A 22,005-nucleotide genomic window follows, 5' to 3' on the forward strand; every position below is an offset into this window, starting at 1 on the left:
AGCGACCTTTTAAACATTTTCTTCCTATTTTATTGATAATAACACAAGCTACGAACAAGTTTAGTCAAATAATGTATAGCCGATTCATTTGTTTAGAAAAAAATGTTATTCAATAACTAATCGTTTTGTGATGGTCCCTTTTTGAGAAACAATCTTTACGAAGTATAAAGCAGTTTTTAGTTCAGAAACATCAAATGTATGTCCTACATTAAAGCTTCCATCAAATGCTTTGATTTGTTTTCCTGTACTATCATAAATCAATACTTCTTCTACTTTTTGGTCTAGTTTAAAGTTGTTTGAAGCAGGATTTGGATACAGTGAAATGCTATTTGTTTGATTTTGGAATTCTTCTGTGCTTAACGTTGTTTGCTGATTTCCAAAGATTCTAAATTGTCCTGCAGGAATCGAAATCGGATCAGCCGTATTAGCTACATTGATGCTTGTTGCTCCAGTTTCATCCATTAAATCGTACCAAGTTCCTGTGTATGGAAAATCGGGAACAATGTCTAAATCTGCCACTGAGAAATTACATAAGATCACTACGTTTTTCAATTCTGAAGCTGGAATAGTATCATCCCAAATGTAAATACGTTGTCTTACATCATTTATGTATGGACTGATGGCATAATTTCCTTCAAAAACAGGTTCTTCTACTTTTAGGTTGATAATACGTGCCCAATCGTTATAGATTTTTGCTCTGCTGGCATCAGCCAACCAATTGTCTGTCCATTGTGGTTGTGGTTTGGTATCTAATTTACAATCACCTGGCGTTCCATCACTTGGCAGATTTACAGTTCCGTTTCCGCAAGTAAAAATTGAGTTCTCCATTCCTAAAGCTCCAAAGTGCCAAATCATTTTTGGCCCTGGAATCGTTAGTGAAGCTGCTCCTAATGCTGACATTCTAGATAGTGACGTATTTAAATCCCGTACATTGTGAGAAGCTAATGCTGCATTTCCAAATTGTAAGTTTTTATACATTAATCGTTCTTCATCATGACTTTCGGCATACCCCATTAATCGCGGACCATTAAAACCTCTACTTGTATGTCCCATTCGGGAGATATCGGCATTGGAAGAGAATCCCATAGTGAGTTGATTGTACTGATCGGTCATTTTTCCCCACATCATGATTCCTTTTCCTTCTGCTAAGCGATAATCTGCCCATTCCTTTTCTTCATTATCCTGACCTAAATGCTCGAAGATTACATAATGATCGTCATCTAAACTCCAAGAATAATCAGCATATTGCTTTAGCACTGCCACACGATCGTTTCTATAACCATTTGTACAACCATCATCGCCTGCAGTACATTCTTGCGTAAACCCTTTGGTTAAATCCCAACGGAAACCATCAATTTTAAACTCTTCTATCCAATGTTTTACCACACGTTCTGTATAATATTGCGTTCTTGCTTGTTGATGATTAAAATCAGAACCTACACTAAAGCTATGCGTAGCTACTTGATTGAAGTATGGGTTTTCTGAGCTTGGTTCTCCCCAACCATCGTTGTCAGGATCGTTCATCCACATACGCACCATTGGATTTCTTCCAAAAGCATGGTTTAATGCTACATCTAATATCACTGCAATTCCGTTTTGATGACATAGGTCTACGAATTCTTTGAATTTATCTGCTGTTCCGTAATATTTATCTAACGCTAAGTGGAAAGATGTGTTATATCCCCAACTTTCATTGCCTTCAAATTCCATGATTGGCATTAATTGGATAGCGTTTACATTTAAGTTTTTAAAGTAATCAATACGATCTATTAGGTTTTGATAATTTCTATCAGCATCAAAATCACGAATTAATACTTCGTATACAATTAGATCTTCTTTTTTTGGCTTTGCAAAGTTTTGTACTTGCCAGTTATATGGTGTTTGTCCAGTTTGTAACACTGTTACTTCACGTTCTTGCCCTGCAGGATATACTGGAAGATTTGGATACGTACTTGCAGGAATAAATGGATCGTCAAAAGGCGATAAGACTAATGTAGAATAAGGATCTGCCGTTTTTACTAAAGCTGGTGAGTTTGCAATTGGTGTTTCATCAATTACCCAATATTGATAGGTGTAGTTTTGTCCTGATGTTAAACCGTCTATTTCTAACCAAAACTTTCCTGTTGTAGCATCTTTTTTCATAGCATAGCTTGCATCTGGCTGCCAGTTATTGAAACTTCCAGCTATGTATACAAAATCTTTGTTAGGCGCATCAAGTACTAGTGTTGCTTTTGAGGTATCTGCATTATAATTAATTCCATCTTCCAAACCTGTTGGCAAAGCTTCTGAAATTGTTCCCGGATTGATAATTACACTAAAGTTTTTTGTAATTGTTGTTCCGCCAAGTGTCACCTCTAATGCATAGTTTTTATTTTCTGTGATATTTGCATCAGTATATGAATATGTAGCACCGTTGTTAGAGTTGATAGTAGTTCCATTAGCTTTTAATACATATGCTGCATTTCCACCAGTATTGTTTGCGGTAATTGTAAAGTTTGAACCTGAAGCTAAAATTGTCGTACTTCCATCATCTGGAGTTACTAATGTTGATTGAAAAGCGCCTACATCAAAAAAGAAGTCATTGCAACCTGTTGCTTTGAGTTCTTGTCCTCCGTTTTCGTTTCTAAATACCATTCCCATTCTTGTAATGGTTTCTGCTTGAGCAGTTGTTAATCCGTAATAGGTTTCAGGTACAATTTGAATTTGCCACAATCCGCCACCGATATCTGTCATTTCACCAACACCATCATCTTGTCCCCAATTTCCAATAACATACGTCCAAGGATTAGCGCTTGTTCCAACACCTGAATGCAGGTATACTTTATTCGGGTTATTGATTCCGTCACAATCTGTTGCTGAACTATTAATATCTACTGTAATCGTAATTGTTTGGCTTACTTCAAAAGGTGAAGGCGTAATGGTAACTTGACCAAATGCAATACTAGCAAACAATAAGCATAATATGTGTAATTTTTTCTTCATCTATTTCATAGTTTTTTGTTTCAACATTGGTTGATTCATAAAAAAGGCTGTAATGATATGTATTACAGCCTTTTTTGAGTGATCGTTAAGTAAAGGCTAAATTCAAAAAATAATATATATGTTAAAGAAATCAGCCTGTGAATTAAAGCACAGAACTTATAGCTCGTTTTTTGACGAGATTCGTTCAGTATTTACTAGTTAAGTGTCAGTGTATAACTGTAAGCTCTTGGATTACTTAAATCAAGTACTACTGTGTAGTTTCCTGCTTCTGGAACATTAATATCAGCTCCTCCAGTATTTAATGAACCATCAGCACCATCATCTCCGTAATTCCAGTCCCAACCATCGTTTGCTCTAAACTTAATTTGGTCAGCTGTAAGATCGATTGTAATTGAGAATGTTTGTGTTGCTGGATCGTATGTCATATCGTTATCACTGTCCCAACCTGTTGGTGTTGCAGATCCGATTAATCCCCAGTTTGTGTATTGAGAAGCAGTGTATGTTAAGTTTTCAGTGTCTACTTGTAAATAGTAGTATCCTGGCGTTGCTTGTACGTTAGATTCTCCATCTTCAGTTAATACTCCAGAGAAGCTTCCGTCATCTCCCCAATCTGTATTTCCCCATGCAAAGTTTCCTGCGTCATCAGGAGCAACAAATTTGTATTCAGTTTCTAACCAAATGTACCCTTCATAGTCAGACGCTCCAAATTCAGAAGAAGCTAGTGTTGGTGCTGTTGCTGGATCCCATCCTTGGTGATTTCCTGGCACTGCAATTTGAGGTAATGAAGTTGTGTAAGGTGTTACATTTAGCGTTAACACTCCTGATACTTGCGCTTGAGCATCTTGTGTTCCAATAGAAGATCTTACACGAACATCTAAGTCTCCAGCTACAAATGGACTTAATCCTGCTGCGATAGCAACTTCATTTAACTGAAGATTTGTCCAAGAGATGAAACGTTCATTCGTTGATCCTCCAGAAATTGGCGCTGCAAAGTCAGTTCCGCCCAAAGCGATTTCTACATCATAGCTAATGGCTGTTTGCACGTCGTAGTCTGCATCATCCCAAACTACTGTAGTTGCTACGCCTTGTTCATTATTTGCATCTAATATTAATGCTGTTCCTGATGCTGGCGTTAATAACTGTGGTCCACCTTGCGGAGAAGCAATGATTAAGTTATCATCATCGCTACATGCGTTAAATCCAACAAAGGCAACTAATGCTAAAAAGCCTGCTGATATTTTATTTAATTTTTTCATTGTATATGCTTTTTTATTAAATCGGTCAAATGGAATTGGCTACTTATTGTATTGGTTTAAAACCATCAAATTATAGCTTATTTCATTTTTTAGTAACCTGGGTTTTGAGTTAAATTAGGGTTTGCTGTAAGATCTGTAGATGGAATTGGAAATATATCTCTGAATGCTTCCGTAGTTGTTCCGTTTTCTACATTTCCTTTCCATGGCCATACGCCTTGATCTGAGAATTGTCCGAAACGAATTAAATCCGTTCTTCTGTGACATTCCCAGTGTAATTCTTTTGAACGTTCAGCCAATAAGAAATCGTCTGTAATATCTGAGAAACCACCAATTGGGTTTGCATTAGAACGTTGTCTCACTAAGTTTACATATTGCACTGCCAATCCTTGGTCACCTGTTCCGCTTCTTTTTACAGCTTCTGCATACATTAAATACGCATCCGCTAAACGGAATACAGGGAAATCTGTATCGATAAAGTCACCCGAACTATCTGATCCAGGAACTCCAGCACTTGTTACATTCTTGAATTTTTCAACAGCATATCCGTCATTAAAGTTGAATACATCAGCTATTTCTAGCGTTTGTCCATCTGTAAAGAAATTTGCTCTTTGATCTGTAATTAATTCAGATGCTGAAAACTTATTTACAAAAGCACTTGTTGTACGGATTCCGCCCCAACCTCCGTTGATACCGAAGGCAGCTGCGCTCATATTACCTCCAACTGGTGCGTGTACTAAGAATGTCATTGCTCCAAATCCTTGTGTATTTAATCCATCAGAATTAAATGTAAAGATGAATTCGTTTTGTGCTCCATTCGTATCATTATCTGCTAAGAATAATTCGTCATAATTATTATGAAGTGTATATCCTGCCCCAATAATATTTTCTAAATATGGAATTGCTTGCGCACTTTGATCTGTTCCTGTGTATACTTCTGCGTTTAAGTGAAGTTTTGCTAATAACATCCATACTGCTGCTTTGTCTGCTCTTCCATATACATTTTGACGTGCGTCAATCATTATTGGCTCTATTGAAGTCAACTCTGAAACGATAAAGTCAAAAATTTCTTGTCTGCTTCCTTGTGTTGGTAAAAACGCTCCAATTGGATCTTCTTCTGTTACAAAAGGAACATTTCCAAACAAATCAATTGCATGCCAATAACTTAAAGCTCTTAAAAAACGTACCTCAGCTTTGTATGCTGCTGGTAAGAATTCTGATTCTGGAGCATCTGCCGTTTCTCTTAAAAATTCATTTGAGATCGAAATCTGGAAATAAATTCTGTTATACATTGCTGTAATGAAAGTATCTGCAGGCGTCCATTGTTGCCAGTTAAAGTCATGAATTGTTGCATCATTCCAAGCAATTAGAGCTTCATCAGTAGTTAATTGTTGGTGTTTCCAATATTGTCTCAAGTAGTTTGAGAACCCTTCGTCAATTCCTGAAATATCAGGATTTCCTGCTGGACCTTGCTGTCCACTTACTACAAAACCTGCATAAATTCTTGCAAGAAATTGTTCATATGCTGCAGGATCATCGAATACATCTGCTGCTGACTGTTCCACTATCGGTTCTAAGTCTAATTCACTTTCACAAGATGTAAATCCTATGCTTGCGACTAACAATAGTAGTACAATACCTATACGATTTGATTTTTTTCTAATTGTTTTCATCATTATGTGTATTTGGTATTACTTTATTATAAGTTCAAATTAATTCCCATCAATATATTTCTTGATCTTGGGTAGAAGTTATTATCAATTCCTCCACTAATTTCAGGATCTAATCCATCGTAATCTGTAATTACAAATAAATTTTGTCCTGTTGCGTATAATCTCATACGTACATCTTTGAAGATGTTGTCAAAATTATAACCTATCGTTAAGTTATCTAATTTTAAGAAAGAAGCATCTTGTACATAGTAATCAGAGAATAATTGTTGGTTTCTGAATCCTGTATCTAAGATTGACGAGTTTACATTGTTGATAGAGTTTGCACCAAATAACGCTTGTACGTTTCCTGTATTAGACGCTACATTGTTGTATGCAAAGTTTCCTAAACTTGCTCTCATTGTAAATCCGAAGTCAAAATTACCATATTGCATGTTTGAAGTAAAACCAAGAACTGCATCTGGGTTTGGACTTTTATATCGGTACCTGTCATTAATATCAATAACTCCATCTGCATTGATATCTACATATGCTCCTTCAATTGGCGCTCCTTGTGCATCATATATTTGTTTGAATACATAGAAAGAGTTTGCTTCAAATCCTACAGAGTTGATTTGGATTGTGTTTCCAACTCCACCTGCGATTCCTCCTGTTAGAGAACCTGGAGATGTTGGATCATCTGTTAAGAATAATTTTGTGATTTTGTTTTCAAAGAACGAAACATTGAAGTTTGTATTCCATGAAAATTTATCATTTTCTACAATGGTAGCGTTTAAGTTGATTTCTAATCCTCTGTTTTCTAAGTTACCAACATTTGTGAATAAAGCATTGGATAAGTTCGTTCCTGCTGGCACTGGAATAAAGTTGATTAAATCTTCTACTTTACGCTCATATACTTCTACAGAACCTGTTAAGCGATCATTAAAGAATCCGAAATCTAAACCAATATTTATTGTTTTAGAACGTTCCCAACGTAAGTTTTCATCATATTCTTCTGGACGAAGTGTTGTTACAAAACGTGGAGTTCCGTCTGAGTTGTATCCAAATTGGTAGCGTACTTGTCCGTCTCCTGTTGTGTAACGTGGAATATATCCGTAATCTTGACCAAATTCTTGTTGTCCAGTTTCTCCATATCCAGCTCTTAACTTTAATTGAGAGAATACTTTCGAATCTTTCATGAAGTTTTCATCAATAATATTCCATCCTAAAGAAATTCCTCCAAAGAAATCAGAGCGATCATCTGGATTTAAACGAGATGAACTATCGTTTCTTAAGTTGAAGGTTAATAAATATTTATTATCATATGCAAAGTTTAATCTTCCGAAATAAGATTCTAAGGCATTTTCAGTTTTAAAGATATTTCCTGTCACTTGATCTAATCCTGTAAAGTTTAAGAATCGATTCGATCTGTAAAAGCTTTGGAAAGAATGTCCAACGGTTACATCAACCGTACTTTTAATACTTTCAATATCTTTTTTATAGTTGGCATATACATCTAATAATCTACTTCTGTTTAAGGTACTGTACGTTCCAAACAATCCTTCATCATTAAAGTTAGAAGCTGCTGCTGCAGGAATGACTAAGTTTCCATCAACTTCAAAATAATCGTATCCACCTTTAGCTGTCAATTTTACATCTCTAAAGAATGGTAATGTATAGTCAATTTTTAAACTTCCTGTACTTCTTCGCGTATCTGCTGTATTGTTATTTAATTCTATTAAACCAACTGGATTACGTACCGCAATTGTGTTGATAGTTCCATCATTATTTACATTTTCTGTATAACCTCCAAAAGGACTATTTGGATCAAATACTGATTGTGTTGGATCAAAAGAAACAGCTGCTCCAATTGCTCCAGTATTTCCAAAAGTATCATCTAATAAAGCTCCTAATACGTTGGCTTCAATCTTAAGATCATCATCTAATAAGCGTTGGATAAATTTTACAGAACCTGTCCAACGATCAACTCTAGAGTTTCTTAATGTTCCTTCTTGAGTTACAAATCCAACAGAAGCTCTATAGTTAGAGTTACCAAAACCTCCTGAAACAGTTACGTTTGTATCTGAAGTTAATGAACCTCTATAAATTTGATCTTGCCAATCAGTACTTGTGTTTCCTAATTGCGCTATTTGATTTGCGTTTCCGTTTGCTAATACTAAATCTCTGAATTCTGTAGATGACAATACATCAACTTCATTTACATTGTTTCCAACCGAAGTATAATGGTTTACATTTACATTAAACTGACCTGATTTTCCTGTTTTAGTTGTAATTAAGATAACTCCACCTGTTGCTCTCGATCCGTAAATAGAAGCAGCAGAAGCATCTTTTAATACTGTGAATGACTCAATATCGTTTGCATTAATATAGTTTAATCCGCTATTTCCTTGATCTAATGGAACACCATCTACTACAATAAGTGGACTCGAACTTGCCGATAATGAAGAAACTCCACCTCTAATTCGAATTGCAGAACCTGAACCTGGCGCACCACTTGGCGGTGTTACTTGAACTCCGGCAGTTTTACCAGAAATCAATTGTTCAGGAGATACAATAGCTCCACCATTAAAGTCATCTGAGGTTACCGACTCAACTGCTCCAGTTACATCTTTCTTCACAGCAGAACCATATCCTACTACGACAACTTCATCAAGTTTAGATGCGTCTTCTTCTAATGCTATATTTACATTAGCTTGACCACTATATAAAACCTCTTGAGTTTTGTACCCAACGTATGTAAACATAATAGTTTGTCCATTAGTTACATTTATTTGATACTTACCATCAAAGTCTGTTGTGGTTCCAGTTGCTGTTCCTTTGATAACTACATTTACTCCTAATAATGGAGTTCCTGTAGATTGCTCAGTAACAACACCTGTCACTTTTGTTTGGGCAAGCATTCCAAGTGGAATCAAAAAAGCCAAAAACAAAATAAATTTTTGCATTTTCTTCATTTGTATAATTTTTTATTTTCAAAATTGTCGTAAAATGATCACGATTTTATTCAATTTTTTCTGAACTTTTTTTGACAAAATCCGTGATATTTTTGTTCAAATACTTTTATATTTTTACCTCTCGATGTTAAAACTATGTAAATTTTAAGTAAATCAAAATCTAGGTATAACTTTTGATCTTACGCAATCGTTTTCGTGTTGAAAACTTTTATAAACATTGGGTTTTATCTAATTAAAACAGCGTATTTTTAACAAAAAAATAAAAAACCTAAGCTTTAATTATTGATCTTATAATTGACACTCATGAAGCGTAAAGTAACTCTCAAACAAATAGCCAAAGAATTAGATGTTTCTGTATCAACTGTTTCGAAAGCATTAAGAAATAGTAAAGAGATAAGTTTAGACACTAGAAGTAAGGTACAAGCTTTTGCAAAACTCTATAATTATAGACCTAATAATATTGCGTTAAGTCTAAAAAATAAACGGACTAAAACCATTGGTGTCATTATTCCTGAAATTGTACATCATTTCTTCTCGAAAGTTATTAGCGGAATAGAAAAAGAAGCTAACAATAGAGGTTATAATGTTATTATTGGATTGTCTAATGAATCTTTTGATAAAGAAGTGATTAATATTGAAATGTTAGCCAATGGAAGTATTGATGGTTTTATTCTTTCCGTTGCAAAAGAAACACTACTACTACAAGACTATCATCACTTTTACGAAACTATAAATCAAGGAATGCCAATTGTAATGTTTGATAGAGTTGTTAATGAAATTGCTTGTGATAAGGTAGTAGTTGATGACAAATTAGGTTCTAAAAAAGCCGTTGCAAAATTGATTGATAGTGGTTGTCAAAACATTGCATTGATTACCACCAAAGATTATGTAAATGTTGGAAAATTAAGAACTCAAGGATATTTAGAAGCATTAGAAGAACACAAAATTGAACCAAAATCTTCGCTGATTATTAAAGTAGAAGAAAACAAAGACAAGGAAGTAGAGATAGAAACGCTAGAAAAAGAAATTTCAACATTATTAAATAAAGAAAAATCAATTGACGGGATTTTTGCTGTAAATGAATTGTATGCAATTACTGCAATGAAAATTGCCATTAATAAAGGCTATAAAATTCCAGAAAACATGTCTATTGTTGCCTTTACAGATGGTGTTTTATCAAAGCATGCCATTCCTTCTTTAAGCACTATTAGTCAACACGCGGTAGAAATGGGCGAAAAATCAGCAACAATGTTAATTGACAAACTAGAAGAATTAGTTGATGAGGAAAAATATCAAACAGAAGTAATAAACACAACTTTAATAGAACGTGACACCACACGATAATTTGGTGATTTTCAGGTATTACTTTGTTAATTTTCTAACGAATTATCTTTCAGATTTATAATTTGATAGTGCCTGTTTCAAAAAAAAAACTATATTTACACCATAAAATATCAAGACTTATATTTTTACCTCTCACCTAAAAGTAAGTTTTGATAAGTCTTAGCGCTTATCGTACATAGTACTAACTAATACATTACGATAATGGAAAAGCGTAAGTTAAGTTTCTGGGAAATTTGGAACATGAGTTTCGGTTTCTTAGGAATACAATTCGGAATGGCCTTAACAGGCGGTTTCATGTCTAGAATATTTCAAACTCTTGGTGCCGAAATAGATGAAATACCTATACTATGGGTAGCAGCACCACTAACAGGTTTGATAGTACAACCTATTATCGGATATATGAGTGACCGTACTTGGAGTCCAAGATGGGGAAGACGTAGACCATATTTCTTAATAGGAGCTGTATTAAGTTCTATAGCTTTATTTATTATGCCACATTCTCCAAGTTTGTGGATTGCAGCAGGTTTTTTATGGATTCTTGATGCTTCTATTAATATCTCAATGGAACCTTTTAGAGCTCTGGTAGCTGACAAATTACCTAATTCACAACGCTCTTATGGGTTTGTTATTCAAACACTAATTATTGGTGTTGGTACTTGGATTGCTAGTAGTTTACCTTGGATGGTTTCTGCACTTGGAGTCAGTGATAAAGCTGATCCTGGAGTGATACCTATGTCTGTTAAAGTAGCTTTTTCTATAGGAGCCTTTGTATTCTTAATTAGTATCCTTTATACTGTTTTTACAACAAAAGAATATCCTCCAAAAGATATGGAGGAATTTAAAAAAGAGAAGGCAAGAAAAAATCGTTTTATTCCAGATATTATAGAAAACATAGGGAATATGCCTTTAATTATGAAAAAATTAGGCTTAGTTCAGTTCTTTAGCTGGTTTGCCTTTTTTACAATGTGGGGCTTAGCGAATCCAGCATTAACAGAACATGTTTTTCAAACACCTGTACCGATAGAAGCAAATTTTGACATGTCAATAAGTGCTCAAAAGGAAGCTTTTGATATTGCGAATACAGCATTCCAAAAATCGTCAAATCTAGTAGGTTCTTACATGGGAGTATACGGATTATCTTCAATGGTTTTTGCTTTAATCTTAGTGTTATATACATCTAAACGTAGAATTAATAGAAAGTTAGTACATATGTTTTCTTTAATTCTAGGAGGTATCGGATTTATATCTATGTATTTCATACCATCTCCAGAATACCTCATAGTATCCTTCACTTTAATAGGGTTTTCATGGGGAAGTATATTGTCTATGCCATATGCAATGCTCTCTAGTTCTGTAAATCCCGAAAAAATGGGAGTAATTATGGGAATATTCAACATGTTTATTGTAATTCCTCAAATTATAGCTGCACTAGGAGGTATTAATTTTATCTCAGGACTTCTCGGTGAAGAAGCAATCAACGCAATGATCGTTGCTGGACTTAGTTTGATTATCGCTGGACTTTGTAATTTCTTGATCACAGATAAAAATGCTATTAGTTACCTAACCGAAGAATCATAAACGTAACAATGAATAAAAAAGGATTTATATTTGATTTAGATGGTGTCATTGTAGATACTGCAAAATACCATTACCTAGCATGGAAATCACTTGCCAATGAACTAGGTTTCGACATCACGCTAGAACAAAACGAACAACTCAAAGGAGTCAGCAGAATACGTTCTCTAGAAATTATTTTAGGCTGGGGAAATAAAACACTTTCTGAAGAGCAGTTCACAAAATACATGGCAGAGAAAAACGATAATTACTTATCGCATATTGCACAAATGGATGCAGGAGAAATTCTTCCTGACATCCCAAAAACACTCAACTATTTACAAGAAACACAGCAAGGAATTGCATTGGGTTCGGCAAGTAAAAACGCACGCAAAATTCTACAAAAAGTAGGTTTATTTGATGTTTTTCAAACTATTGTTGACGGAAATGATGTCAGCAAAGCAAAACCCGATCCAGAAGTATTTTTAATTGCTGCTCAAAAACTAAACATTACACCAACTAATTGTATTGTATTTGAAGACTCTGTCGCTGGCGTTACAGCTGCAAACAGTGCTGGAATGATTTCTATCGGAATAGGTTCTAAAGAAACACTTGGTCACGCAGATTATGTTTTCAAAGATTTTACCGAAATACAAACAAGTTTTATAGAAGAATTAATAAATAGATGATGGTATTAGGTGATAGGTGTTAGGTGTTAGTGTCTTGCTATAACCTATAACCCATAACCCAAAACCAAACACCCATAAAGAAAATGAATCAGAATTATATACAACCAGATAATTGGTCAATCATCGAAGAAGGATTTGATGCCGAAAGTGTCAAATCTTCCGAAAGCCTATTCAGCATCGGAAATGGCGCCATGGGACAACGAGCTAATTTTGAAGAATACTACTCTGGAGAAACCTTTCAAGGAAGTTACATTGCTGGAGTTTATTATCCTGACAAAACAAAAGTAGGTTGGTGGAAAAACGGTTATCCAGAATATTTTGCCAAAGTACTCAACGCACCAAATTGGATAGGAATTAATGTAAAAATCAATGATGAAATTCTCGATTTAAACACCTGTAAAAAAGTAAGTAACTTTCGTCGCGAACTCAACATGAAAGAAGGTTGGTACGAACGAACATTTACTGCAACTTTACAAAATGATGTCGAAATTGCAGTTGCTGCAAAACGATTCTTAAGTTTAAATAATGATGAAGTTGGAGCTATTGCCTACAGTATAAAACCTCTAAACAGCAATGCTACCATCAAATATACTCCTTACTTAGATGCTGGCATCAAAAATGAAGATGCCAACTGGGAAGAAAAATTCTGGGAAACCATTCAAGTCAAAGATGAAAACAACCAAGCTTTTATTGTTGCAAAAACCTTAAAAACAGACTTCTATGCATGTACATTCATGCAAACAGAATTAAAATTAAATGACATATCATTAGATTTACCAACAAACGTTTCTGAAAAATCAACAGACATTTCGTTTCATTACTCACAAGAAGTAAAAACTAATGACACATTCACAATATATAAATATGGTGGATATACAGTTTGTACAAATCATGACAAATACGAACTCATCACTGCTGCAAAAAATGCATTGCATGAAGCAACTACTCTAGGTTTTGACGCATTGTTGGAAAATCAAAAAGAAGCTTGGGCGAAAATCTGGGAAATGGCAGACATTACCATAGAAGGCGATGTAAAAGCACAACAAGGAATTCGTTTCAACATCTTTCAACTCAATCAAACATATCTAGGAAAAGATTCTCGTCTTAACATTGGACCAAAAGGATTCACAGGTGAAAAATATGGAGGAAGTACGTATTGGGACACGGAAGCTTACTGCATTCCTTTCTACATGACTACCAAAGATCAGCAAGTAGCTAGAAATCTATTACAATACCGCTACAATCATCTCGAAAAAGCAATTGAAAACGCCCAAAAACTAGGTTTTAACAATGGTGCGGCATTATATCCAATGGTGACTATGAATGGTGAAGAATGTCACAACGAATGGGAAATTACTTTTGAAGAAATTCATCGAAACGGAGCTATTGCCTTTGCTATATACAACTATATACGTTACACAGGTGATTACAGTTACATTCCAGAAATGGGCTTAGAAGTCATGATCGGAATTGCACGTTTTTGGCATCAAAGAGCAAGTTTCTCTACTGCAAAAAACAAATATGTAATTCTTGGAGTTACAGGTCCAAACGAATACGAAAACAATGTAAACAACAATTGGTACACAAACTATATTGCACAATGGTGTATCAAATTTGCTCAAGAACATATTGAAAAAGTAAAAAACGAATACGCAGACGATCACAAACGTATCATACAAAAAGTTCGTTTATCTGACCAAGAAATCTCTTCTTGGATGGAAGTTGCAGAAAATATGTATTTCCCATACAGTGAGCAGTACGGCGTATACTTACAACAAGATGGTTTCTTAGATAAAGACTTAGTCAGCGTAGCCGATTTAGACACATCGCAGCGACCTATAAATCAAAAATGGAGTTGGGATCGCATTCTACGTTCACCATACATCAAGCAAGCAGATACCCTACAAGGTTTCTACTTCTTTGAAGATCATTTCACCAACGAAGAACTCGAAAAACACTTCGATTTCTACGAACCATTCACAGTGCACGAATCGTCTCTTTCGCCATGTGTACATAGCATTCAAGCAGCAAAGCTAGACAAAATGGACATGGCATACACGTTCTATCTTCGTACATCACGACTCGATTTAGACGATTACAACAAAGAAGTCGAAGAAGGTTTACACATTACATCCATGGCAGGAACTTGGATGAGTATCGTAGAAGGCTTTGGTGGCATGCGTATAAAAAATGACACACTTTCCTTTGAACCTCGAATTCCATGGCAATGGAAAGGATATTCGTTCAAAGTAAACTACCGAAATCACATTCTAAAAATCAATGTCACACACAACGGAACTTCGTTCGAACTTGAAAAAGGTGACGATCTTGTGATTTTAGTAGATGGAAAAAAAGTAGCAGTATCACCAAATGATTTGGTTACTGTTTGAATTCCAAGTATGATTTAAAATTACCGTAATCAGAATCACTTTTTACGGTAATTTCAAAATATAAATAAGGAGCTATTTCCTGCTTTCCGCTGTATCTCCCGAGAAAATCGGGAGGATGCCGCTGCAATCAGGGCTAGTCAGAAACTTTTAGGTTTCATATAAAATGCTAGTTTTTTGAAACATCATTGCGAGTCAAGTCAAAGCAATCTGTTTCTCTTTAACTATAAATAGTAGGTTACAAAGTAGATCTCGATACAAAAAATGTGATCACATTTTTCACTCGATCAGACGTTAAGGATATATCAATAACCTAAAACGTCACTTCGAGTGAAATTTTGAAAAAATTTTGTATCGAGAAGTACTTTGAAACTAAGTATCATATCTCAATACTAAAAACCAATCAGATGAAAAAAATAATCGTACTTATCATACTCGTATTTTGCTTCTCTTGTAAACAAATAAAAGAAACACCATCTGATGCAACATCAAAAACATTAGAAGTAACCGAAATCAAAAACGATATCGAACGTATCGAACCACCGTATTGGTGGACAGGTTTCAAAAACACCAATCTTCAACTACTAGTAAAACATCCAGACATTGCAAAAGCAACACCAACTATCGCAAATACAAATATCAACATCAAAAAAGTACAACAAGGACAAAGTCCAAATTATCTTTTCATTGATATAGATATTGCAAAAAACACTGCTGCTGGAAAATTCAACATAACATTCCAATTCAAAAACGAAACAATACTTACACAAACCTACGAACTCAAAAAACGTGTAAAAAAAGCAGAAGACTATATTGGTTTCAACAGTTCAGATGTTTTATACCTCATCACTCCAGATCGATTTGCAAATGGAGATACTACAAATGATATTCCGATGAAGCGCTCAGGAATCAATGAAGCTGGACAAAAAGTAAGTCTGTTAAAAGAAGCAACGATCAACCGTAAAGATGATTATGCGCGTCATGGTGGCGATATCAAAGGAATTACACAACATCTCAACTATATTGATGACTTGGGTTTTACGGCAATTTGGTCGTGTCCACTACTTACCAACGATATGCCTAGAAGCTCTTATCATGGATATGCTATTACAGATTATTACCAAGTAGATCCACGTTTCGGAACATTTGACGAATACAAAGAATTGGCAGATAAAGCCAGCGAACGCGGAATGAAACTCATTATGGATCAAGTAGCAAATCATTGTGGATTAGAACATTGGTGGATGAAAGACTTACCTTTTGACGATTGGGTAAACTATCAAAAAGAATTCGAAAACAACGAAAAAACAATCTATTCAAATCATAGAAGAACATCCAATCAAGATAGTTATGCTTCTAAAAGTGACAAAGAAGGCATGACAAATGGCTGGTTTGTAAGATCAATGCCTGATTTAAACCAACGCAATCCATACATGGCAACATATATCATTCAAAATAGTATTTGGTGGATAGAAGCACTTGGACTTGGTGGAATTCGTCAAGATACCTATCCGTATCCAGACAAAGAATTTATGAGCAAATGGGCAGGCGCTATCATGACAGAATATCCTAATTTTTCTATTGTTGGTGAAGAATGGAGCTACAATCCATTACTCATTGGGTATTGGCAAAAAGGCGCTAACAATAAAGATGGTTATGAAAGTAATCTAACATCTACAATGGATTTTGCCATGCAACGCAAAACAGTAGAAGCACTAACTGAAGAAGAATCGTGGGACAAAGGTTTAGTAAAAATCTATGAAGGTTTGGCTAACGACTTCCATTACGCGAGTCCAAAAAACATTATGATTTTCCCAGACAATCATGACATGAGTAGAATATTTACACAACTCAACGGAGATATCATCAATACCAAAATGGCGTTAAGCTATCAATTGGTTTTACCTAGAATTCCTCAAATTTATTATGGAACAGAAATCTTAATGAATGACTTTGAAAAACCTGGCGATCACGGATTAATTCGAACCGATTTCCCTGGTGGCTGGCAAGATGATACTATCAATGCATTTACAGGTAAAGGTTTGACTGCTGATCAAAAAGACATGCAAGATTACTTAAAAAAACTAGTAAACTATCGTAAAACAAGCAAAGCCATTCACGAAGGGAAAACCACACATTTTGCGCCATTCATGGGAACATATTTCTTGTTCAGAACTTTAGGCGATGAAACTGTAGTACATATCATCAACAAAAATGAAAAGCCAATTACCATAGATTTGAAACGTTATGCAGAAATGAATTTGCAAGGAAAAACGTTGACAAATGTGATCACTGGCGAAAAATTTAAATGGAATGATGAAATAACGTTCAAAGAAAAAGGAAGTCTCATTTTGACGAATAAATAGTAGTGAGATTTTAGTACTGAGTATTGAGACTTTTTGAAACGTCATTACGAGGAACTTAGTGACGCGGTAATCTCGCTATCGTATACAAGTCTATAATTCGAAAGAAACAGATTGCCACGAATTTTTCATTTTGACAAACTCAATGAAAAATTCTCGCAAAGACGAATCTAAATGTAAACAAAAGTCTCAATATTAAAAAAGATAAAACGTCACTTCGAGTGATTTTTCGAAATAAAATGAAGAAAAATAGTATCGAGAAGCAATTCGAAACAATCAATATTAAAAAAATAAAATGTCATATCGAGCGCAGTCGAGATAACTAAGAAATCAAAATATATTATGAATTACAGAATCACAATCATATTACTATCGTTTCTTTTCCTTTCCTGCAAAAGAAAACAAAAAGACGACAACACCGATGGTAAAAAATCTGTCACACTGGTAGTCACCAATTTGCCAAGTGATCATGATTTTACGAGAGATATTTATATTTCTGGAGATTTTGAAGGTTGGTCAGGCGGAAGACCAGAATTAAAACTGGAGAAAAAGGATAGTACCTACTATAAAATTACTCTTCCAAATCATCGGGAAACCATCAACTTTAAATTTACGCTCGGAACTTGGGAAACAGTCGAACTTGACGAAAACCAACAAAATATTGAAAACAGGACCTACACTTTTAAGAATCATCCAGAAATGATACAAGTTGCTATTGGTTCTTGGTCTAATGGTAACAACAACAAAACCATAACTACCAAACAACCCAATGTGGAAACTTTTGCTGAAACGTTTAACATGCCGCAGCTAAATACGAGAAGAAAAATTTCAGTGTATCTACCGCCAAACTATTCAAAATCCAAAGCATCATATCCAGTATTGTACATACATGATGGTCAAAATGTGTTTGACAAGGCAACTTCGTATTCTGGTGAATGGGAAGTTGACGAAACCTTAAACAAATTACATCAAACGCATGGTTTGGACGTGATTGTCGTTGCTATTGATAACAGTGAAAATCGCATGCAAGAATACACTGCTTGGAAGCATGAAAAATATGGTTCGCCACAAGGAAAACAATATGTAGAATTTATCGCAAACACATTAAAACCTGCTATTGACAAAGCATATCGAACTAAAAAAGATGCCAAAAACACAGCCATCATGGGAAGTTCTATGGGTGGATTGATTTCACATTATGCAGTATTTGCACATCCAGATGTATTTGGAAAAGCTGGCGTATTTTCACCTTCATTTTGGTTTTCCGAAAAAACATATACGCATACTGAGAAAAATCTAGCGAAAGCTCAACACTCAAAATTATACTACCTAATGGGCGAAAAAGAAGGTAAAAACATGGTTGATAATCTCAATAAAATGTTACAACTTCTTGATAAAAACGACTTCCCAAAAGATCATTTTATCTCTAAATTTTCACCTAATGGAACACATAGCGAAACTTTTTGGCGATCTGAATTAAAAGATGCATTACTTTGGTTGTTTTCCGAAGAGGTAAAATTTGAACCAAGTAAAAATCCAATTGCCAAAGAAGTAAAAACAGTACAACTTGCCGCTGGAAAATTGTTGCGTGTTACAGACTTTCCATCAAACTATATTCGTCCTAGAAATGTAGATGTTTGGTTGCCTGAAAACTATTCAGAAGACAAAAAATACAGTGTATTATACATGCATGACGGACAAATGTTATACGACGCTACGACTACTTGGAACAAACAAGAATGGCAAGTAGACGAAGTGGCTTCCAAACTCATGAACGAAGGAAAAGTTAAGGACTTTATTGTGGTATCTCCATGGAATATTGCTGAAATTCGATGGCAAGATTATTTCCCGCAAAAAGCATTTAATTACTTGAATGAAGAAACAAAAATGGCACTCCTAGCGGAAGCCAAAAAGAAAAATTTTGAAATCGCTTTTAATGCAGACAATTATTTAAAATTCCTTACAAAAGAATTGAAACCATATATTGATAAAACCTATGCTGTGAAAACAGATCGTGAACATACTTTTGTAGCAGGTTCAAGCATGGGCGGATTAATCTCCATGTATGCGATGTGTGAATATCCAGAAATTTATAGTGCGGCTGCTTGTATTTCGACACATTGGGAAGGCATTGTTCCAACCACGGAAAACAATCCGATTCCTGATACATTTTTTGCATATATGAGCGATCATGTGCCTTCACCAGAAACACATCGTTTTTATTTTGATTACGGAACAGAAACTCTAGATAAATATTATCCACAATACGCAGAAATTGTAGATACCATATTCAAGAAAAAAGGATACACAGATGCTAATTACAGAAATTTAAAATTTGAAGGCGCCAATCATTCCGAAAATGCTTGGCAAAAACGATTACACATTCCTTTAGAATTTTTGCTAAAAAAATAACTCATGAAAATATTATTTAAGACTCTTTTCATAATATCGCTGTGTTTGCAATTTTCAGTTGCGCAAAATAGCAATCGTATTTATAAAACTATTGAGCACAAACCAGATTGTTATCAAATAAAGGTTTCCGATGGAATTTATAAAATTCGTTTTTACACCACCGAAGTAGTAGAAACTACATTTATTCCAAATAACGAAATTGAAAAAAAGGATTCTCATGCCGTAATTTTAAAATCTAATCTTAATTATTCTTTCCTAAGAGAAGATGCAAAATATGCTTACATCAATACTAAAGGTATAAAAGTTACGATTCAAAAATCACCCTTTCAGATTTCATACAGCTACAAGGGAAAACCAATCGTTTCCGAAAAAAACGGTTATCAAAAAATAACTGATGGAGAAGCAATTCAGTTCAACTTGACAAAAGATGAAATTTTGTTTGGTGGCGGCGCACGTGCCTTAGGAATGAATCGTCGCGGAAATAGACTGAAACTCTATAATAGAGCGCATTACGGATATGAAACACGTTCCGAGTTGATGAATTTTACACTACCAATTGTAATCTCATCCAACAAATACATGATTCACTTTGACAACGCGCCTATTGGTTATTTGGATTTAGACAGCAAAAAAGACAACACACTTACGTATGAAACCATTTCTGGACGCAAAACGTATCAAGTGATTGCTGGTGATTCGTGGATAGATGTCATAGATAACTATACCAACCTTACAGGAAAACAACCGTTGCCACCACGTTGGGCATTTGGAAACTTTTCGAGTCGATTTGGCTACCATTCACAAGCAGAAACAGAAGCTACTATTAAAGCTTTTAAAGATGAAAAAATTCCCGTAGATGCCATCATTTTAGACTTGTATTGGTTTGGAAAGGAAATCAAAGGAACAATGGGAAATCTGCAGGTTTACAAAGACTCATTTCCCAATGCTAAGCAAATGATTAAAGATTTTAACGATCAAGGTGTAAAAACAATTTTCATTACTGAACCTTTTGTGTTAACGACTTCCAAACGTTGGCATGAAGCTTCTAATTTGGGCATTTTAGCGAAAGATTCTATTGGAAATCCATATAAATACGACTTCTATTTCGGAAATACAGGTTTGATTGATATTTACAATCCTAAAGGAGAACAATGGTTTTGGAATATTTATAAAAATCTAGCAGAATTAGGTGTTTCGGGCGTTTGGGGCGATTTAGGAGAACCTGAAGTTCATCCAGAAAAATTACTACATCACACAGGAACTGCTAACGAGAAACATAATATTTATGGACACGATTGGGCACGGTTAATTTATGAAGGTTATGCTAAAGATTTTCCAAATGTGCGACCATTTATTTTAATGCGTGCAGGCTATTCTGGATCGCAACGTTACGGACTCATTCCTTGGTCGGGCGATGTAAATAGAACTTGGGGCGGATTGCAATCGCAGCCAGAAATTGCACTACAAATGGCAATGCAAGGCTTGAGTTATATGCACTCTGATTTAGGCGGTTTTGCTGGCGCGAATTTGAACGATAATTTATACATACGTTGGTTGCAATACGGTGTTTTTCAACCTATTTACAGACCACATGCGCAAGAAGAAGTTCCAAGCGAACCTGTATTTCGTTCCGCAAGAGCAAAAAAACTAGCCAAAGAAGCTATTGAAGTACGTTATCAATTATTACCATACAATTATACAATTGCTTTTGAAAATAATCAAAAAGGAACGCCACTCATGCGTCCGTTATTTTTTGAAGAAGAAACTAACAAAAGTTTATATACAAACGCAGAAACTTATTTGTGGGGAAATGACTTTTTAGTGACACCAATTATGAAAGATAGCGTTCAAACGAAAGACATCTATTTTCCAAAAGGTAGTGTTTGGTTTGATTTTGAAAACGATGAAAAAGTAATCGGTGGACAAACAAAAACAGTTAAAGTTAAAGAAAACTCAATTCCTGTATATGTCCGTGGCGGTGCATTTATTCCCATAGCAAATCCAATGCAATCTACTTCAGAGTATGATCCGAATAAACTTCAGCTGCATTACTACAATGATGAAAGTATTCCTGAAAGTGAACGTAAAATGTATGTCGATGATGGAGACACAAAACAAGCGTATGAAAAGGGAATGTACGAACTGTTAACATTTAAAAGTGCACAGAAAAAGAAGCATTTGGAACTTAAACTATCTGCAGAAACAGGCAAACATTATTCAACATCAACCAAAAATATAGAAGTTGTTGTACACAATATTAACTCAAAACCTAGAAAAATAAAATTCCGCGGAAAACGTGTCAAATTTAAGTGGAATAAAAACTATAAAACTGTCAAATTTATCATTGACTGGAACACAAAAAAAGAACGTAAAATAACGATCAAACTATAAAAATTA

At 34.9% G+C, this 22,005-nt stretch carries 11 protein-coding genes; 7 read left to right on the top strand and 4 right to left on the bottom strand.

The genetic code is table 11. The features are described 5' to 3' along the window. Positions 1-105: 105 nt before the first annotated feature. The 4 genes from ACOQOS_RS13075 to ACOQOS_RS13090 all read right to left on the bottom strand — a co-directional run bounded on the left by ACOQOS_RS13075 (position 106) and on the right by ACOQOS_RS13090 (position 8,850). Entirely contained in the window at positions 106-2,982 is a 2,877-nt protein-coding gene (locus ACOQOS_RS13075; RefSeq protein ID WP_420570911.1) for an alpha-amylase family glycosyl hydrolase, read from the bottom strand. 194 nt (positions 2,983-3,176) lie between these two features. Continuing rightward, a complete protein-coding gene (locus ACOQOS_RS13080; RefSeq protein ID WP_420570912.1) occupies positions 3,177-4,238 on the bottom strand; it encodes a SusE domain-containing protein in 1,062 nt (353 codons plus the stop codon). 89 nt (positions 4,239-4,327) lie between these two features. Beyond that, positions 4,328-5,908 carry a RagB/SusD family nutrient uptake outer membrane protein gene (locus ACOQOS_RS13085; protein ID WP_420570913.1) on the bottom strand — a complete coding sequence of 527 codons (1,581 nt, stop codon included), beginning with the start codon at positions 5,906-5,908 and terminating at the stop codon, positions 4,328-4,330. Positions 5,909-5,934: 26 nt separating this feature from the next. Then, positions 5,935-8,850 (bottom strand): SusC/RagA family TonB-linked outer membrane protein, encoded by a 2,916-nt coding sequence (locus tag ACOQOS_RS13090; protein ID WP_420570914.1) that lies wholly within the window; start codon positions 8,848-8,850, stop codon positions 5,935-5,937. Positions 8,851-9,162: 312 nt separating this feature from the next. On the opposite strand from ACOQOS_RS13090, the gene ACOQOS_RS13095 reads away from it, so the two are divergent. The 7 genes from ACOQOS_RS13095 (at position 9,163) to ACOQOS_RS13125 (ending at position 21,999) form a co-directional block, all read left to right on the top strand. Continuing rightward, a complete protein-coding gene (locus ACOQOS_RS13095; protein ID WP_420570915.1) occupies positions 9,163-10,203 on the top strand; it encodes a LacI family DNA-binding transcriptional regulator in 1,041 nt (346 codons plus the stop codon). Positions 10,204-10,404: 201 nt separating this feature from the next. Continuing rightward, entirely contained in the window at positions 10,405-11,781 is a 1,377-nt protein-coding gene (locus ACOQOS_RS13100) for an MFS transporter (RefSeq protein ID WP_420570916.1), read from the top strand. Between the two features lie 8 nt (positions 11,782-11,789). Continuing rightward, positions 11,790-12,446, top strand: coding sequence for a beta-phosphoglucomutase (gene pgmB / locus ACOQOS_RS13105; RefSeq protein ID WP_420570917.1), 657 nt, complete (start codon positions 11,790-11,792; stop codon positions 12,444-12,446). Positions 12,447-12,529: 83 nt separating this feature from the next. After that, a complete protein-coding gene (locus ACOQOS_RS13110) occupies positions 12,530-14,836 on the top strand; it encodes a glycoside hydrolase family 65 protein (RefSeq protein WP_420570918.1) in 2,307 nt (768 codons plus the stop codon). Between the two features lie 404 nt (positions 14,837-15,240). Next, positions 15,241-17,199: a glycoside hydrolase family 13 protein gene (locus ACOQOS_RS13115; RefSeq protein WP_420570919.1), complete on the top strand. Its 1,959-nt coding sequence runs from the start codon at positions 15,241-15,243 to the stop codon at positions 17,197-17,199. A gap of 339 nt (positions 17,200-17,538) precedes the next feature. Then, positions 17,539-19,608, top strand: a complete 2,070-nt coding sequence (locus ACOQOS_RS13120; RefSeq protein ID WP_420570920.1) for an alpha/beta hydrolase — start codon at positions 17,539-17,541, stop codon at positions 19,606-19,608. Positions 19,609-19,611: 3 nt separating this feature from the next. Next, on the top strand, positions 19,612-21,999 hold the full coding sequence (locus ACOQOS_RS13125) for a TIM-barrel domain-containing protein (protein WP_420570921.1): 2,388 nt from the start codon (positions 19,612-19,614) through the stop codon (positions 21,997-21,999). The last annotated feature ends 6 nt before the right edge of the window (positions 22,000-22,005 follow it).

It is taken from the genome of Kordia sp. (assembly GCF_965224175.1).
Taxonomy (GTDB): Bacteria; Bacteroidota; Bacteroidia; order Flavobacteriales; family Flavobacteriaceae; genus Kordia.

What these genes read in the sequence shown, in the direction of transcription:
- ACOQOS_RS13125 (WP_420570921.1), top strand. Translation starts at nt 19,612, where the DNA reads ATGAAAATATTATTTAAGACTCTTTTCATAATATCGCTGTGTTTGCAA.
- ACOQOS_RS13110 (WP_420570918.1), top strand. Translation starts at nt 12,530, where the DNA reads ATGAATCAGAATTATATACAACCAGATAATTGGTCAATCATCGAAGAA.
- ACOQOS_RS13080 (WP_420570912.1), bottom strand. Translation starts at nt 4,238, where the DNA reads ATGAAAAAATTAAATAAAATATCAGCAGGCTTTTTAGCATTAGTTGCC.
- ACOQOS_RS13085 (WP_420570913.1), bottom strand. Translation starts at nt 5,908, where the DNA reads ATGAAAACAATTAGAAAAAAATCAAATCGTATAGGTATTGTACTACTA.
- ACOQOS_RS13120 (WP_420570920.1), top strand. Translation starts at nt 17,539, where the DNA reads ATGAATTACAGAATCACAATCATATTACTATCGTTTCTTTTCCTTTCC.
- ACOQOS_RS13100 (WP_420570916.1), top strand. Translation starts at nt 10,405, where the DNA reads ATGGAAAAGCGTAAGTTAAGTTTCTGGGAAATTTGGAACATGAGTTTC.
- ACOQOS_RS13095 (WP_420570915.1), top strand. Translation starts at nt 9,163, where the DNA reads ATGAAGCGTAAAGTAACTCTCAAACAAATAGCCAAAGAATTAGATGTT.
- ACOQOS_RS13090 (WP_420570914.1), bottom strand. Translation starts at nt 8,850, where the DNA reads ATGCAAAAATTTATTTTGTTTTTGGCTTTTTTGATTCCACTTGGAATG.
- ACOQOS_RS13115 (WP_420570919.1), top strand. Translation starts at nt 15,241, where the DNA reads ATGAAAAAAATAATCGTACTTATCATACTCGTATTTTGCTTCTCTTGT.
- ACOQOS_RS13075 (WP_420570911.1), bottom strand. Translation starts at nt 2,982, where the DNA reads ATGAAGAAAAAATTACACATATTATGCTTATTGTTTGCTAGTATTGCA.
- pgmB (WP_420570917.1), top strand. Translation starts at nt 11,790, where the DNA reads ATGAATAAAAAAGGATTTATATTTGATTTAGATGGTGTCATTGTAGAT.